At 52.4% G+C, this 16,531-nt stretch carries 18 protein-coding genes; 10 read left to right on the forward strand and 8 right to left on the reverse strand.

Translation table 11 applies throughout. The features are described from left to right. On the reverse strand, window positions 1–335 hold a 335-nt coding region (locus JTI98_RS13820), incomplete at its 3' end, for a hypothetical protein (protein WP_252869590.1). 332 nt (window positions 336–667) lie between these two features. On the opposite strand from JTI98_RS13820, the gene pphA reads away from it, so the two are divergent. Continuing rightward, window positions 668–1,330: a protein-serine/threonine phosphatase gene (pphA, locus tag JTI98_RS13825; RefSeq protein WP_043000390.1), complete on the forward strand. Its 663-nt coding sequence runs from the start codon at window positions 668–670 to the stop codon at window positions 1,328–1,330. Here pphA and JTI98_RS13830 read toward each other — a convergent pair whose 3' ends face one another. The 5 genes from JTI98_RS13830 to yebS all read right to left on the reverse strand — a co-directional run bounded on the left by JTI98_RS13830 (window position 1,331) and on the right by yebS (window position 7,377). Then, window positions 1,331–1,522, reverse strand: a complete 192-nt coding sequence (locus tag JTI98_RS13830) for a YebW family protein (RefSeq protein ID WP_043000391.1) — start codon at window positions 1,520–1,522, stop codon at window positions 1,331–1,333. A 101-nt stretch (window positions 1,523–1,623) separates the two neighbouring features. Continuing rightward, window positions 1,624–1,860 carry a YebV family protein gene (locus tag JTI98_RS13835; protein WP_161215572.1) on the reverse strand — a complete coding sequence of 79 codons (237 nt, stop codon included), beginning with the start codon at window positions 1,858–1,860 and terminating at the stop codon, window positions 1,624–1,626. 114 nt (window positions 1,861–1,974) lie between these two features. Continuing rightward, window positions 1,975–3,414 (reverse strand): 16S rRNA (cytosine(1407)-C(5))-methyltransferase RsmF, encoded by a 1,440-nt coding sequence (gene rsmF / locus JTI98_RS13840; protein ID WP_216081383.1) that lies wholly within the window; start codon window positions 3,412–3,414, stop codon window positions 1,975–1,977. A gap of 77 nt (window positions 3,415–3,491) precedes the next feature. Then, window positions 3,492–6,125: a PqiB family protein gene (locus JTI98_RS13845; protein WP_216081384.1), complete on the reverse strand. Its 2,634-nt coding sequence runs from the start codon at window positions 6,123–6,125 to the stop codon at window positions 3,492–3,494. Further along, window positions 6,094–7,377 (reverse strand): membrane integrity lipid transport subunit YebS, encoded by a 1,284-nt coding sequence (gene yebS, locus JTI98_RS13850; protein WP_043000395.1) that lies wholly within the window; start codon window positions 7,375–7,377, stop codon window positions 6,094–6,096. The genes JTI98_RS13845 and yebS overlap by 32 nt, the downstream gene beginning before the upstream one ends. A 130-nt stretch (window positions 7,378–7,507) precedes the next feature. Between yebS and JTI98_RS13855 the strand changes: the two genes are divergently transcribed. The 4 genes from JTI98_RS13855 to htpX all read left to right on the forward strand — a co-directional run bounded on the left by JTI98_RS13855 (window position 7,508) and on the right by htpX (window position 11,931). Continuing rightward, window positions 7,508–8,005 (forward strand): GAF domain-containing protein, encoded by a 498-nt coding sequence (locus JTI98_RS13855; RefSeq protein ID WP_043000396.1) that lies wholly within the window; start codon window positions 7,508–7,510, stop codon window positions 8,003–8,005. 97 nt (window positions 8,006–8,102) lie between these two features. After that, window positions 8,103–8,789 carry an RNA chaperone ProQ gene (gene proQ, locus JTI98_RS13860; protein ID WP_043000397.1) on the forward strand — a complete coding sequence of 229 codons (687 nt, stop codon included), beginning with the start codon at window positions 8,103–8,105 and terminating at the stop codon, window positions 8,787–8,789. A 19-nt stretch (window positions 8,790–8,808) separates the two neighbouring features. Next, a complete protein-coding gene (prc, locus tag JTI98_RS13865) occupies window positions 8,809–10,857 on the forward strand; it encodes a carboxy terminal-processing peptidase (RefSeq protein WP_043000398.1) in 2,049 nt (682 codons plus the stop codon). 192 nt (window positions 10,858–11,049) lie between these two features. Further along, window positions 11,050–11,931 (forward strand): protease HtpX, encoded by an 882-nt coding sequence (gene htpX / locus JTI98_RS13870; protein ID WP_042318474.1) that lies wholly within the window; start codon window positions 11,050–11,052, stop codon window positions 11,929–11,931. Between the two features lie 45 nt (window positions 11,932–11,976). Here the strand turns inward: htpX and JTI98_RS13875 are convergent, their stop codons facing one another. After that, window positions 11,977–13,350 (reverse strand): MFS transporter, encoded by a 1,374-nt coding sequence (locus JTI98_RS13875; protein WP_216081385.1) that lies wholly within the window; start codon window positions 13,348–13,350, stop codon window positions 11,977–11,979. A gap of 176 nt (window positions 13,351–13,526) precedes the next feature. On the opposite strand from JTI98_RS13875, the gene kdgR reads away from it, so the two are divergent. Continuing rightward, window positions 13,527–14,318, forward strand: a complete 792-nt coding sequence (kdgR, locus tag JTI98_RS13880) for a DNA-binding transcriptional regulator KdgR (RefSeq protein ID WP_043000400.1) — start codon at window positions 13,527–13,529, stop codon at window positions 14,316–14,318. A 111-nt stretch (window positions 14,319–14,429) separates the two neighbouring features. Here kdgR and JTI98_RS13885 read toward each other — a convergent pair whose 3' ends face one another. Beyond that, complete coding sequence (locus JTI98_RS13885) at window positions 14,430–14,669, reverse strand: YobH family protein (protein ID WP_043001907.1); 240 nt, start codon at window positions 14,667–14,669, stop codon at window positions 14,430–14,432. A gap of 160 nt (window positions 14,670–14,829) precedes the next feature. On the opposite strand from JTI98_RS13885, the gene mgrB reads away from it, so the two are divergent. From mgrB to cspE, 4 genes are all read left to right on the forward strand, one after another. Continuing rightward, a complete protein-coding gene (gene mgrB, locus JTI98_RS13890; protein WP_042318479.1) occupies window positions 14,830–14,973 on the forward strand; it encodes a PhoP/PhoQ regulator MgrB in 144 nt (47 codons plus the stop codon). 74 nt (window positions 14,974–15,047) lie between these two features. Next, a complete protein-coding gene (locus tag JTI98_RS13895) occupies window positions 15,048–15,335 on the forward strand; it encodes a YebO family protein (protein WP_043000401.1) in 288 nt (95 codons plus the stop codon). Between the two features lie 656 nt (window positions 15,336–15,991). After that, on the forward strand, window positions 15,992–16,135 hold the full coding sequence (locus JTI98_RS13900; RefSeq protein ID WP_043000402.1) for a DUF2627 domain-containing protein: 144 nt from the start codon (window positions 15,992–15,994) through the stop codon (window positions 16,133–16,135). A 12-nt stretch (window positions 16,136–16,147) separates the two neighbouring features. After that, entirely contained in the window at window positions 16,148–16,357 is a 210-nt protein-coding gene (cspE, locus tag JTI98_RS13905) for a transcription antiterminator/RNA stability regulator CspE (RefSeq protein ID WP_001062678.1), read from the forward strand. Window positions 16,358–16,531 lie beyond the last annotated feature (174 nt).

A 16,531-nucleotide genomic window follows, 5' to 3' on the forward strand; every position in this document is an offset into this window, starting at 1 on the left:
TCTTTGATGGCTTGAGGCAAAAGGCGTTTTGACTCAGCTATGAGCCATTCAATAACCTCGAGAGGAATGTTGTCCTCACAATATGTCAGAACAAAATCATGCGTCACGTCTGAATAGAACACCTCAGCCAGTTGTCTGATTGGTGATGTGTTTGCTTCTGACAATTCGAGGTACATGCCATCACGTACGATGTCACTACCGCGAGTGAGCTGATATTTGGGATAAGTCATTACAAAAAGTGGTGCGTACCGGTAATGATTTAAAAGGAGTATTAACTTTAAAGAATACTGGTCAGTTTGTGAATTGATGAATTCTAAAAGTAGGGGCTTTGGCATATCTAGCGATCCCGAAGATTCCACGTCGCGCACTCGAAAAGAGTGGCAACTGTTTGATCTTGAAAGGATGCACTGATAAGTATTGGAAGGTGTATTTTATGGGTATTTGTAATCTAACTTACTGTAACGTAAAAGATAATTCAGGTTGGGCCATAAACAGGAATCGTATTCGGTCTCTTTTTATCTATAGAACGGGTGCTTTTCCTGAGCCTAATGGCATTTCGCACTTATCATTCTGAGTAAACCATACCCACACCCGGGCATAAACGTCCAGCGTTTTTTGCTGCTATTGTTAAATTTGTGTTAGGGCGTGACTGAGGACAAAAACTCTCATGAAACAGCCTGAAAAAAGCTACCAAATGATCGAAGGGGCACAGTGGCGACACATCTGGGTGGTCGGGGATATCCACGGCTGTTTTGCGCTGCTGATGGCAAAGCTGCGGGCCTGTCGCTTTGATCCCTGGCAAGATTTACTGGTCTCTGTGGGCGATCTCATCGATCGCGGTCCTGACAGTTTGCGCTGCCTGCAGTTGCTGCATAAGCGCTGGATGGTGGCAGTCAGAGGGAACCATGAACAGATGGCGATAGATGCATTGCGTACGTCACAGTGGTCGTTGTGGACGATGAATGGTGGCGGCTGGTTTACGGCGTTGCCTGAGCAGAAACGGCATCATGCAACGCTGGCACTGGAATACTGCCAGCATCTGCCGTGGATCCTGGAATTGCATTGCCGCGAGGCGACCCATGTGGTCGCCCACGCCGATTACCCGGAAGATATTTATCAGTGGCAAAAGCCGGTTAACCTTACGGAGGTGTTGTGGCGACGCGCGCGACTGAGTGCGCATCTGGCAGGAGAAGGGACAGCTATCGCCGGCGCTGACCATTTCTGGTTTGGCCATACGCCGTTGCGTCAACGTGTAGACAGCGACAATCTGCACTACATCGATACGGGAGCGGTATTCGGCGGCGAGTTAACGCTGGTACAACTACAGTGATTAAAAGTCGCTGTATTGCTGGGCGGGCGCCCAGAATCCATCGATAAAATCCTCAACCGGAAAGCAGCCGCCCTGACGAATCCGTTGATCGTCCATATAATATAGGCACTGCCGCTCTGTATCGTAAACATCCACTACGATATCTTCGCAACCGCCATCCAGATAACAGACAAACAGAACCAGTGCGAACATCCTATCCTCATTTTGTACAGCCATAACAAAAGTGTAGGAGGAATTAACGCAAGCGGGAAGGGGGAAATAAATAACCCGCCGGCAGACGGGTTCTTTTTGAATCAGGCAAGACGCATGATCCAGGCATCAGACTTACGATCGTAGTGTTTACGGAAAAGAACCGAATGTTCGCCATTCAGTAGGGCCGGAACGCTGGTTTCGTCGTCCCAGGCATCCAGTTGCATGCATAAATCCGGATCAGATTTACACGGAATGGTTAACGTTCGGTCTCCCGGCGACTCGCCGTGTAACTCGGCATCGTCAATTTCAAAGGCGCCAATGCGCACACTGGTTTTCATCATCGTGCTCTCCGTTAATTCGCTGATTGTGGTACGACCAGTTAGGCCGTCCATTTTTCAGCGTAGCCAACGCAGGCAAAAGCGCCAGTCAAAAAATGCGCAAATTTTCTGATTTCAGACGTTACCGGTAAACAATTTGCCATCACGAACCAGTTCACGCGGGTAACTGTTTTTCAGGCGCGAGCCGATCCGTTTGGCAAGGCCAATCGGCTGATGCTGGAAGGTCACCAGCACATCGTCAGTGGCGGGGACGGTCTGCGGATAGACATCGCGACCGCGATACCACTCTTCGGCTTCCTGCTGAGACAGTTCAAACGCACAGCGATGATTGACATCAGCCAGCGCGATGACCGCTTCGTGCTGCCAGCGATAACCTTTATTATGCGTTTCAGCCAGCTTAATACCGAGGCGGGAGAAACGGACTTTGCCGATCAGCGGTTCTATCTCCGCCGGGAAAAGCCAGACCTCTTTATCACGCTGCCAGAGGTGCAGGTTTTCGCCCCAGTGCAGACTGAGGGCATTAGCTGCCTGGGTCAGATTCGCGGCTTCGCGACCTTTGACGGGGGTGAAGGGGAAGTTGCCCACTTTGTACTTCGGTGCTGGCAGTGCGGGAATGGAGGCCGTTTTACGCAGGCGGGCGACGAAGAATCCTTCGCAGTCATAAATCTGCGGGAACACATGCAAGAAACCTTCTGCCGTCAGCGCCTGATTCGCCTCAGGAAAAAGATCGCCCAACGGTAAAAATTCCACCGCCTCCGGCCAGGTCTCTTTCAGCCAGGCCAGCACCGACTCGTTTTCTTCACGATTCAACGTACAGGTTGAATAGACCAGCGTACCGCCAGGGCGCAGGGCGTGAAACGCACTTTCGATCAGTTCGCGCTGGGTTGCGGCAATCTCAAGATTGCTCTCAACGGACCAGTTTTTTAGCGCATCCGGATCCTTACGCACCACACCTTCACCCGAGCAAGGTGCATCAAGCAAAATCGCATCGAACATTTCCGGCAGCGCCGCACCAAATACCCGGCCGTCAAAATGGGTCAGTGCCACGTTATTGATCCCACAGCGACTGATATTGGCATGCAGCACTTTCACCCGACTGGCTGAGTATTCGTTCGCGAGGATCGCGCCCTGATTACCCATGCGCGCAGCGATTTGCGTGGTTTTTGAGCCAGGCGCGGCAGCAACGTCCATCACGCGTCTGGGGCAATTCTCGTCGGCAAACAGGGCGGCAACCGGCAACATGGAACTGGCTTCCTGAATATAAAACAGACCACTCAGATGCTCGGCGGTACTGCCGAGCGGCAGCGCATCTTCATCCTCACGCTCAATCCAGAAACCTTCTTCGCACCAGGGAACGGGCGTCAACGACCAGCCATACGGGGCGGTTAAGGTGAGAAAATCGGCCACAGAAATCTTAAGCGTATTCACGCGGATGCTGCGGCGTAATGGGCGCTGGCAAGCGGCGAGAAAATCGTCAAAAGAGAGATGCGCAGGCATTGCCTCGCGCATTTGCGTTAAAAAGGCGTCAGGAAAATAAACAGCGTGTTGAGTCACGGGGGAGTACCACCGGCAGAAAAACAAGCGCACAGTGTAGCATAAAGGCTCCGGCGCGAGCACGCCGGAGCCTGATACTAACGTGGCAGCGCGGTGCCCCATTCACGCCACTCTTTCGGTTCACTTTCCAGCAGCAGGAAGTGTTTACCCGCCTGCGCTTTCGGCGCCAGCGGAGTGCCAGGCGGCGTGGCGAAGGCAATGCCGCCGCGAATAAACTGATTAAAGGTACCGGTCTTCACTACGCCGCCCGTCAGGCCGAAGTCCAGACTGTAACCGGACGCCAGCCAGAAGACGGAGTTGTTGCGGACCAGGTGCTGGTAGCGTTGACTGATGCGCAAGGCGATCATCACGCGGTCAGACAGAGTACCGAGCGTCATGCCGGTGACAGTACCAACTTCAATCCCGCGGAACAGTACCGGCGTACCGATCGCCAGCGAGCCAGCTTCGGGAACTTCGAGCACAATACTCAGCCCGTCAAGGTAGCGTGAGTCGGTAATGGTCGCTTCTTGCAGTTCAAAGTCACGGCGCGGATTACCCCGACCCGGCTCGACGTTGATGTAGGGTTGCAGGATCGTGTCGAGATGTTCCACGCCAGCGGCCGAGATTTGCGGCGTAATCACAGAGAAGCGCGTCCCGCCACGGGCGAAGGTCTGCACATATTCCGGATACAATACTGCCTTCGCCTGTACCTCGTTGCGCGAAGTGAGCAGTTCAAGCGTCTGGATCTGTCCGATATCAATACCGAGGTAGCGAATGGGCATTCCTGCCGCCAGTTTCCCGGCATCAAAGGCGTGAAGGGTAATCTGCCCGCCAACCGCACGTGCGGCGGTTTCGGAAGCATACAAAATGCGCTTGTCGCCTTTGCGCTGGCTGGCGCTGGCGCCGCTGAGGTTATCAAAGCTGATCGCCCCCTTCAGCGCACGTGACAGGGGAGAGGCCTGCACGGTCAACCCGCTGCCGTTGAGCTGCACTTTAGCGCCACCTTCGGCCCAGAAGACGCTATTGCTGGTCAGCAGGTTGCGGTACTCCGGTTTGATGTGCAGATCGATGTCAAAGGCGTCGGCGCGCGGGCGTACGGTAATCACTTCACCCACTTCAAATTTACGATACAGCACCACGGAGCCGGCCTGCACGTCTGGCAATGTTTCCGCACGCAGGCTCAGGGTAGTGGTCGGCAGATCGCTCAGGCTATTCTCTACCGCTTTTTCCAGGTTGGCATACAGCGGATAGCTTGACTTCATTTCCCCTTTGCTGCCGGGCAATATGCGAATACCGCCACTGATCCATTCGCTGGCGCTGGCGCCGAGGAACTCCACGCCATCCAGACCTACTTTGACATCCACGCGGCTGTTGACCACGAATTTGCTGTCACCCTGGACCAGGCCACGATGTTGCGGATCGACCGCCACAATAAACTCGACCCCTTTGCTGGTCAGCTTACGTTCGATCACTTGCCCCACCTGGACGCCGTGAAGGATCAGCGGTTGACCTGCATCGATACCGTAGCTTTCAGGCGCGGTCAGGGTAAAGGTCAGGACGTCCGGTTCGTGGAGCAGTGCTTTTTCACCGGGGACGACCACGAACTTGCTGCGCGGTTCACCGGCGCCGGGCACCAGTTCAAAGGTTTTACCCGTCAGTAACGAACTGATATTAGCGTCACTGAGCGAAAGTTTGGGACTGCGCAGTTCAATGCGCGTGCCGTCGCGTAACAGCGCTACGACGCTGGGGTCAACGGTCATTTCACCGGTGACTTTGCCACCGGATTGTAAATCCAGTTTGGTGAGCTGGCCGACTTCGAGCCCCTGATACATCAGGGGAGTAGAATCAGCCTTCAGTCCTTCGCCGCTCGGCAGTTCAAGTTTAATAATGACGCCGCGCTGACTGTGGGCCAGATCTTTATACAGGCTGAAGGTATCATCTTGCTCTGCCGTTTTTGAATCATCGGGTGAGTCAAAGGCGATTGCACCATTCACCAGGGCCGCCAGACTTTCCAGTTTAACCTTCGCACCACTCAGGCTGACGTCAGCATCCACGCCGGAAACGTTCCAGAAGCGACTGCCTTTTTTCACCAGATTGGTAAATCGGCGTTCAACCAGCACGTCGATGGTGACGCCCTGTTTGTTCGGGTTAATGCTGTAGTCGTAGACTTTACCGACCGGGATTTTACGGAAATAAACCAGCGAGCCGCTGTTCAACGATCCGAGGTCGGGCGCGTTGAGATGTATCATCAGATCGCCGTTATCCAGCCGATATTTCGGCTGGGTGTCGAGGGCGACGAAATGATCTTGCTCTTTACCTTTACCGGGCATCATGCCGATATAATTGCCGCCGACCAGCGCATCGAGGCCAGAGACGCCTGCGAGCGACGCTTTAGGCGTCACCAGCCAGAACTGCGTCTCTTCGCGTAGCGCGTCTTTCATGTCGGACTTGATGCTGACCCGCACCTCAATTTTGCGTAAATCCTTGCTCAGGCTGATGTCCTGAACCGTACCCACCTCAACGCCCTGATAGCGAACAGGCGTACGGCCCGGGACAATGCCATCCGCAGACATGAAGTCGATGGTCACAGTGTTACCGCGATCTTCATAGCTGTTCCATATCAGCCATCCCGCAATCATTAATGCGATCAGCGGGAGTAGCCAGAATGGTGAGATACGGCGTTTCGTTTTAATCTGCGCTTCAGTCTGCGAAGCGGGCGTTTCCTGACTCATGTGCATCCCAAAGTAAGCGGCTGTCCAGCCATTCCACTGCAAGAATAGTCAAAATGACCGCTGAGCCGAAATAAAACGCAGCCGGTCCCATAGTAAAAGCAAGAATCTGGTCGCGGTTAATCAGCGACATGGTTAAAGCGATAACAAAAAGATCCAGCATCGACCAGCGACCGATCCACGTGACCAGACGCAAGAGTTGCATTCGCGTGCGTAAACCCTGTTCGCATTTGAACTGAATGCTGAGTAGCAGGGTAAACATGACGATCACTTTAGTGAATGGCACCAGAATACTGGCGATAAAGACCACGGCGGCCACGGCGACATTGCTGTTCGCCAGCGACAGGATACCGGACATGATTGTATCTTCCTGTCGTCCACCGTTCACGTAGATAACCGAGATAGGCAGAAGGTTAGCAGGCAGCAGCAAAACAATCGATGCCAACAATGCCGCCCAGCATTTTTGGATGCTCTGGTTTCGGCGCTCGCGTAAAGGAATATGGCAGCGCGGGCAGCGGCCACGCGGGTCCGGATAGCCGGTAAAATGGCAGCCGAGACAAACCCGCAACTGCTCATCCGGACGCTTTGCCGGTCTCTGCGGATAAAAACGTTCCCACAGTTGTTCGATGTTCAGGTGCGACAGCGTCAGGATGCTCAGGACCACCAGCGCAATAAAGGCGTAAAGTCCTACGCCCGGCTGCAAAAAAGCGTAATCCTGAACTTTGATCGATGCCACACCAATGCCCACCAGATAGATGTCCAGCATCACCCACTCTTTAAGCCTTTCCAGCATTAGCAGCACCGGGCGCAAATTCATACCGAGAATATTGCCGAACCACAGATACGCAATTGCGGTAACGAGGATCAGCGGCGCGCCCGCGACACAAAACAGCACCATCGCCGCGGTAATGGGATCGCCTTGCTTTGTCATCTGCCAGATCCCCTGCATCACATTGGCATCAATACGGATGCCCAGCAGATAGATGTGCAACAGCGGCTCGCCCCAGGCGAAGGGCATCAGCAACAGCATGGTGACCGCCATCGCCCCCAGCCGCGTCAGCGACCAGTCGCGGCCATCACGAATTTTCGCCTGGCAGCGGGGACAGTATGCGCTCTGGTGAGAACGCATCTTCGGCAGACTAAACAGCAAATCGCACTGAGGGCAACGCTGATAGTGCGCACGAGGCAGTGCTTCGCTGATGGATCGGATCGCTATTTTTTTTGTCGGCGTGATCTGGGGTGTCTTGAGAGCCATGTATCGCGAATCAAAGTGTTAGATTTATGTAATCTTAACTCATGACGGGAATGATCTTGAGCATTAACGCATTTAATGCTTATTTTAATAGGCTGGCAGTATCAGAGTAAGACAACTAAGTGATTATATAATGAACAAGACAGAGCTATACGCGGAACTGAACCGCGATTTCCAGGCATTAATGGCAGGAGAGACCAGTTTTCTGGCCACGCTGGCGAACACCAGCGCACTGTTATACGAACGTCTTTCGCAAGTGAACTGGGCCGGGTTTTACCTGCTTGAGGGCGATACGCTGGTATTAGGTCCGTTTCAGGGCAAAATTGCCTGTGTACGAATCCCGGTGGGTCGCGGTGTGTGCGGCGCAGCCGTTGCCCACAATCAGGTGCAGCGGGTTGACGACGTTCACGCCTTTGATGGTCACATCGCCTGCGATGCGGCCAGTAATGCGGAAATTGTCCTGCCATTAACCGTCAATGGTCATATTATTGGCGTGCTGGACATCGACAGTACGGCGTTTGGGCGCTTCACCGCTGAGGATGAAGAGGGGCTTCGCCGGCTCGTTGCGCAGCTTGAAACCGTGCTTGCAATGACGGATTACAAAAAATTCTTTGCGAGCGTCGCAGGATAATCAACGGATAACGTAGCAATTACTGATGGCGTCATTATAATGACGCCTGTTCATGCCTGCTGCTTGTTGGCTACGTCCGTTGTAATCAGGAAATTTCATGGAAAATCAACCTAAGTTGAATAGCAGTAAAGAAGTCATCGCGTTTTTGGCCGAGCGTTTTCCGCAGTGTTTTAGTGCGGAAGGCGAAGCGCGCCCACTGAAAATTGGCATTTTTCAGGATCTGGTAGAGCGTATTGAGGGCGAAATGAACCTCAGCAAAACGCAACTTCGTTCCGCTTTACGTCTTTATACTTCAAGCTGGCGTTATTTGTACGGCGTTAAGCCGGGCGCAACGCGTGTCGATCTCGACGGCAACCCGTGCGGTGAGCTGGATGAGCAGCACGTTGAACATGCGCGTAAGCAGCTTGAAGAAGCGAAAGCTCGCGTTCAGGCGCAGCGTGCAGAACAGCAAGCGAAAAAACGTGAAGCTGCCGCTGCTGCAGGGGAAACTGAAGACGCCCCGCGTCGTGAACGTAAGCCGCGTCCTGCACCACGCCGCAAAGAAGCGACTGAGCGTAAACCGCGTGCTGAAAAACCTGCCGCGAAAGCGCCTCGCGCACCTCGTGAAGAGAAATTGACTCCGGTTTCGGATATTTCAGCGCTGAGCGTTGGACAGTCTCTGAAGGTGAAAGCGGGCAACGATGCGATGGATGCCACCGTATTAGAAATCACCAAAGATGGCGTCCGTGTACAGCTGAATTCGGGTATGTCTTTGATTGTACGCGCAGAACACCTGGTGTTCTGAAACGGAGGCCAGGCCTGGCATGAACACATTTTTTAGGCTTACCGCGTTAGCTGGCCTGCTTGCAATAGCAGGCCAGACCTTCGCAGTGGACGACATTACGCGTGCCGATCAGATTCCTGTTCTTAAGGAAGAAACCCAGCACGCGACGGTGAGTGAACGCGTCACGTCGCGTTTTACGCGTTCTCACTACCGTCAGTTCGATCTCGATTCGGCCTTTTCCGCCAAAATTTTCGACCGCTATCTGAATTTACTCGACTACAGCCACAACGTGCTGTTGGCGGGGGATGTCGAACAGTTTGCGAAGAAGAAAGGGCAACTGGGTGACGAATTGCGTTCGGGTAAGCTCGACGTTTTTTACGATCTCTATAATCTGGCGCAAAAACGCCGCTTCGAGCGTTTTCAGTACGCACTGAAAGTGCTGGAACGTCCGATGGACTTCACCGGGACTGACACCTTCAATCTCGATCGCAGCAAAGCACCCTGGCCAAAAGATGAGGCTGAGCTGAATGCGCTGTGGGACGGTAAGGTGAAGTTCGATGAGTTAAGTCTGAAACTGACCGGCAAAGACGATAAAGAAATTCGTGAGACGCTGACGCGTCGTTATAAATCCGCGATCCGTCGTCTGACGCAAACTAACAGTGAAGATGTTTTCTCACTGGCGATGACCGCGTTTGCGCGGGAAATCGATCCGCATACCAACTATCTCTCGCCACGCAATACCGAGCAGTTTAATACCGAGATGAGCCTGTCCCTTGAAGGGATTGGTGCCGTGCTGCAAATGGACGATGACTATACGGTCATTAACTCCATGGTGGCTGGCGGTCCGGCGGCGAAGAGCAAGGCAATTAGCGTCGGCGATCGCATTGTCGGTGTGGGTCAGACCGGTAAGAGCATGGTCGATGTGATCGGCTGGCGCCTGGATGATGTGGTTGCGCTTATTAAAGGGCCAAAAGGCAGCAAGGTTCGTCTTGAAGTTCTGCCTGCCGGCAAAGGCACAAAAACCCGTATTGTCACACTGACGCGTGAGCGTATCCGTCTGGAAGACCGTGCCGTTAAAATGTCTGTGAAGACGGTAGGTAAAGAGAAAGTCGGCGTACTGGATATCCCGGGCTTCTACGTTGGCCTGACTGACGATGTCAAAGTTCAGTTGCAGAAACTGGAAAAACAGAATGTCAGCAGCATCGTCATCGATCTGCGGACCAACGGCGGCGGGGCGCTGACGGAGGCTGTTTCGCTGTCCGGTCTGTTTATTCCTTCCGGTCCGGTGGTTCAGGTTCGTGACAACAACGGTAAAGTCCGTGAGGACAGCGATACCGATGGCGTTGTTTATTACAAAGGCCCGCTGGTGGTGCTGGTCGATCGCTTCAGCGCGTCGGCATCGGAAATTTTCGCCGCGGCCATGCAGGATTACGGTCGTGCACTGATTGTTGGTGAGCCGACTTTCGGTAAAGGTACCGTGCAGCAGTATCGTTCGCTGAATCGTATTTACGATCAGATGCTGCGTCCAGAATGGCCCGCACTGGGCTCCGTTCAGTACACGATCCAGAAGTTCTATCGTGTGAATGGCGGCAGTACTCAGCGTAAAGGCGTCACGCCGGATATCATCATGCCGACGGGGAATGAAGAGACCGAAACCGGTGAGAAATTTGAAGATAATGCGTTGCCGTGGGATAGCATCGATGCCGCAACGTATGTGAAATCAGACGATCTGACACCGTTCGGCCCTGAATTACTCAAAGATCACAACGCGCGTATCGCGCAGGATCCTGAGTTCCAGTACATCATGAAGGATATCGCCCGTTTCAATGCGATGAAGGATAAACGCAACATCGTATCTCTGAATTACGCGCAGCGTGAAAAAGAGAATAACGAAGATGATGCGCTGCGCCTGGCGCGAATCAATGACCGGTTTAAACGAGAAGGAAAACCGGTTCTGAAGAAACTGGACGACCTGCCAAAAGATTACCAGGAACCGGATCCGTATCTTGATGAAACGGTGAAGATTGCGCTGGATCTGGCGACGCTCGAGAAAGCGAAGCCCGCGGTACAACCGACCGCAACGAAATAACCTCATACAGGCACAAGAAATTGTGCCTGTTTTTTTAACAAGCGCATGAAGTCGTCAGCCTGATGCAGAAAAATGTAAAGTTGTGTCTTTCTGGTGACTTACCGGGCATTGATGCTTGAAAATAGCCGTACGACCCATACGATGTGGGTAATCGCATAGTGCGTTTTGTTAAGTTGAGGTTAAAAGAAAATTATGATGCGAATCGCGCTTTTCCTGTTGACGAACCTGGCCGTCATGGTCGTTTTCGGGCTGGTGCTGAGCCTGACAGGGATTCAGTCGAGCAGCGTTCAGGGCCTGATGATTATGGCGCTGCTGTTCGGTTTCGGTGGTTCCTTCGTTTCACTGCTGATGTCAAAGTGGATGGCCTTACGCTCCGTCGGTGGGGAAGTGATCGAGCAACCGCGTAACGAAAGAGAGCGTTGGTTGATGAATACGGTCGCCACGCAGGCGCGTCAGGCCGGTATTGCCATGCCGCAGGTCGCTATCTACCATGCGCCGGACATTAACGCGTTTGCCACCGGGGCGCGCCGTGATGCCTCTCTGGTTGCGGTCAGTACCGGTCTGCTGCAAAACATGAGCCCGGATGAAGCTGAAGCCGTTATTGCTCACGAAATTAGCCATATCGCGAACGGTGACATGGTTACCATGACGCTGATCCAGGGGGTGGTGAACACCTTTGTTATCTTCATCTCGCGCATTCTGGCGCAGATCGCCGCTGGTTTTCTCGGTGGTAACCGTGATGAAGGCGAAGGCAGCAATGGCAACCCGATGATCTACTTTGCGGTCGCAATGGTACTGGAACTGGTGTTCGGTATTCTGGCGAGCATCATTACCATGTGGTTCTCTCGTCACCGTGAATTCCACGCTGATGCGGGGTCCGCCAAACTGGTCGGCCGTGAAAAGATGATTGCTGCGCTGCAGCGTCTGAAAACCAGCTACGAACCGCAGGAAGCATCCAGCATGATGGCCTTCTGCATCAATGGTAAAGGTAAATCGCTGAGCGAACTGTTTATGACTCACCCGCCGCTGGATAAACGTATCGAAGCGCTGCGCAGTGGGGAATACCTGAAGTAAGCCTGTCGGTAAGAAGAGAAAGCGCGTCCATGGACGCGCTTTTTTTTACGCCTGTGCCCGGGGCTGTGTGATGCGTAGACCGCTCACCACCGCTGCCACGGTCGCCAGAATCCCTGCCATCAGCAAAGAAACATGCGTGCCGTTATCCCCAAACTGGTTCAACAACAGCGCGACCAACGCCGCACCTGAGCTTTGTCCTAACAGACGGGCGGTGCCCAGCATGCCGCTGGCGCCGCCGCTGCGTTCACGTGGCGCAGAGGTGATGATCGTGTGGTTATTGGGGGATTGAAATAAACCAAACCCGGCGCCGCAGAGAATCATCGGCCAGATGATATCCAGATCGGACGGCGCGGCAGGAAGTAATACCAGGGCAAACAGTCCACTTGCCATCACCAGCAGGCCCAGCGCGCCCAGTAAACCGGCATGGACGCGTTCAATCAGATACCCGGCCAGCGGCGCCATGACCATCGTTGCCAGTGGCCAGGGGGTGAGCAACAAACCGGTTTCTACTTCACTCCGCCCCAGTACCGTTTGCAGATAGAAGGGCAGGGAGACCATCGCCAGCATCTGCGCGCAGAAAGAGCAGATTGAGGTGCCTATCGACAGTGAAAAAAGAGGAATACGCAGCAGGTCGACCGGCAATAACGGTACCGGTAATGAAAGCTGACGACGGATAAAGAAATAGCCCACCACCATCAGCGCCGCCACTTCGGCCCCGATCAGCGTCAGGGGCTGCCCCTGTGCAAAACCACTCAGTGCGGTGATCAACAGACCAAACGTCAGCGCATTCATCACGGCGCTGGGGAGGTCAAAACGCGGTTTATTGCTGCGTGAGCCATTAGGCGGCAGAAAGCGCATTGCCAGAATCAACGCAATAATCCCTAACGGCACATTGATCAGAAACAGCCATTTCCACGAGGCAATTGAGAGGATAGCGGCCGCGATGGTTGGGCCTGCGGCCGCAGAGACGGCAACGATAAAGGAGTTGATACCCATCCCGCGACCCAGATGGCGCTGAGGATAAATCAGACGAATCAACGCTGTGTTGACGCTCATCAGCGCCGCGCCGCCGAACCCCTGAACGACACGCGCTATCGTCAACATTTGTAGCGAGTCCGCGAGAGCGCAAAACAGTGAGGCCAGCAGAAAAACCACCAGCCCGCATTTGTAGATGCGTCGATAGCCAAACATATCGCCGAGAAACGACAGCGACAGTAACGAGACGACAATGGCGATCTGATAGGCGTTGACGACCCATATTGAGCTGGCGGCTGAAGCGTGTAAGTCAGTGGCTATCGTGGGGAGCGCCACGTTGGCAATGGCGCCGTCCAGTACGGCCATCGAAATACCAATAACGATGGTTAAAATAGCACCATATCGCTGTGGAAGCGGCAGGCCGTCGGCCTGGGATTTATTCATGTGATTGATAGTTTTTGCGAAGAATATGATCAGGGTAGCGATTTTAGCATTGATATTCAGGCTTTATATCGCAGATTTGTAACGAAGTAAGCAAAGATGGATTGCGGGGGCCTGGCCATGAAATTATAATAAAAAATCGTTCTGATTTTTATAAAACACTCGTAATGAGGTGATAGATGGCTAACGCAGATCTGGATAAACAGCCTGATTCTGTATCTTCCGTGCTGAAGGTTTTTGGCATTCTGCAGGCGCTGGGTGAAGAGCGCGAAATAGGGATTACCGAGTTATCACAACGCGTCATGATGTCAAAAAGCACCGTTTATCGCTTTTTACAGACCATGAAAACACTGGGATATGTGTCACAGGAAGGTGAATCCGAGAAGTATTCTCTGACGCTGAAACTGTTTGAACTGGGCGCTCGCGCGCTACAGAATGTTGATCTTATCCGCAGTGCGGACATCCAGATGCGTGAACTCTCTCGTCTGACGAAAGAGACGGTGCACCTCGGCGCGCTGGACGAAGACAGCATCGTCTATATTCATAAGATTGATTCGATGTACAACCTGCGTATGTATTCGCGTGTGGGTCGCCGCAACCCGCTTTACAGCACCGCGATTGGTAAAGTGCTGCTGGCCTGGCGCGATCGTGACGAAGTGAAGCAGATTCTGGACGGCGTTGAGTACAAGCGCAGTACCGGGCGCACTATCACCACCACGGAAGCATTGCTGCCGGTGCTGGATAAAGTCCGCGAACAGGGTTATGGCGAAGATAACGAAGAACAAGAAGAAGGTTTACGCTGCATTGGCGTACCGGTATTCGATCGTTTCGGCGTCGTGATTGCGGGGCTGAGTATCTCCTTCCCCACGCTGCGTTTTTCTGAAGAAAAATTGCATGACTACGTTTCGATGCTGCATACCGCGGCGCGTAAAATCTCTGAGCAGATGGGTTACAACGATTATCCGTTCTGACGATGTCATGCTGTCGATAGTCAAGAAACGGCCGGCATTTTCGCCGGCCGCTTTAATCCTGTGATATTTTGCTTAAGCAATACGCCAGGCGCGACTCACGACGACGGGATATTAACCGTTATCGACGACCACGGTACTCTTACGCAATATCGGACAATCCGTTAATCCGATGATACCGCTATCGGTATGAACATATTGCGCGGTGGCGGTTCCTCGCGCGGTGAGATACTTGCATTGCAACCCCAGCCCGGCAGCATTCTCCTGACTACCTATCAGCACACCATACCCACTGAGTAATAATCCAATCCATACAAGCGCAAACAACACGATAGCGCGAATAATCAAACGCATTATGACCTCTTTTCTTCTATAAGTTAGATTGAGCTTAGCGCTTACGCTCATTGATACAAGTAAATGATTCTTAAAAAATCGCGAATGTCTGCTGTAGTTAGTCCTGGTTTAAGATACGCATGATAATTTGGTGGCATAAGATGTTGATGCGGAGAGTGGAGTGAAAAAGTTTCGATGGATAATTCTGGTGGTGGTAGTGCTTGTGTGTCTGCTGCTGTGGGCCCAGGTGTTCAACATCATGTGTGACCAGGATGTACAATTTTTCAGCGGAATTTGCGCCATCAATAAATTTATCCCCTGGTGAGATCATTTTTTCATCCGTTGATTTCCTTCCTGTGGCGCGGTGGTAAAATGGCGCGTCTACATTGAGGTGGTGAAATGAACGAAGTCCTGAATTCCGGCGTGCTTAATTTTGCGTCGTTGATTGTATCGGTGGGGGTTCTGGTTGTTGGGCTGGTGCTGTGGTTCTTTATCAACCGTGCGAGCTCGCGAACCAATGAGCAGATTGAGCTGCTTGAAGCGTTGTTAGACCAGCAGAAGCGACAAAATGCACTATTGCGTCGTCTCTGTGAAGCGAACGAGCCGGAAAAAGTGGCAGAGGCATCGCCTAAGGCTAATGACCCGCAAGAGGATGAGGATATCATCCGTCTGGTCGCAGAACGTTAATCCTCGTGTAACAGGAAGCGAAGGGGCTGGCGTCTCGCCAGTCTTTCCTTCCTGGTTTGTTATCCTGCACCCTATTAGTGCAGTCGCATGCCGCTTCGCTATATCCGTTCCTTTTTGTGTCATTGTGCGAGTTATTGCCAGCACACACGTAATTATATTTTTCCATACGTTAATAATGTGATCTTCCCCGTTTTGTGAGAATGATCGGCTTTATAATAAGCGAAACGTTTCTTTCCCTATTTTTGTGCATTGTCATCATTCTTTCATTAAATGAGTGCATAAGAACAGTAGATATCAAGATGGAGCGAAATGTGGCGTTATTATGATATCGGGTCATTTTGCGTTGAAACAAATTATGCATAACAAAGCAGAATTTGTGATAACCGCAGATCGCTACGTTTTGACATCGCAACGATCTGGAAGTCGCGAAATTATTGAGCTATGGTTGAAAAGACCCCGCCGCGCTGCGGGTCTGGTAAGGGCTCAGCGAGCGCGCGGGAATATATCGGCTTGAGGATTGACGCATAACTGTGCAGATACTCTGTATCGACTGGCGAGATTTGTGCGACCGATCGAGACACGTTTAAAAATGGCTTGCCATAATTAACGTTGTATGTGATAACACGTTTTGGGTTAAACGAGGTACAGTTCTGTTTATGTGTGGCATTTTCAGTAAAGAAGTCCTGAGTAAACACGTTGTCGTTGAATACCGCTTCTCTGCCGAGCCTTATATTAGTGCCTCAAGCAGTAATGTCTCAGTTTTATCTATGTTATGCCTGCGGGCGAAGAAAACACTCTAAGGAATTTTGCAAATGGCAAAGATTAAAGGTCAAGTTAAGTGGTTCAACGAGTCTAAAGGTTTTGGCTTTATTACTCCGGCTGATGGCAGCAAAGACGTGTTCGTACACTTCTCCGCTATCCAGGGTAATGGCTTCAAAACTCTGGCTGAAGGCCAGAACGTTGAGTTCGAAATTCAGGACGGCCAGAAAGGTCCGGCTGCTGTTAACGTAACAGCTATCTGATCGACACCACTGATTTGAAGCGCATCTGCGCATCAACCTCAGATTTAAAGCCTCGCTGATGCGGGGCTTTTTCATTCATCTTCCTTCAAAGTATGTCTGAATGCCTCCTCCGTTAGCGCTTTGTTGCAAAGCCGTGATGTTATTAGCATAGTTTTCACCGCTTTTCCGCCGTTA

It is taken from the genome of Citrobacter sp. MGH 55 (assembly GCF_016906145.1).
GTDB lineage: Bacteria > Pseudomonadota > Gammaproteobacteria > Enterobacterales > Enterobacteriaceae > Citrobacter_A > Citrobacter_A amalonaticus.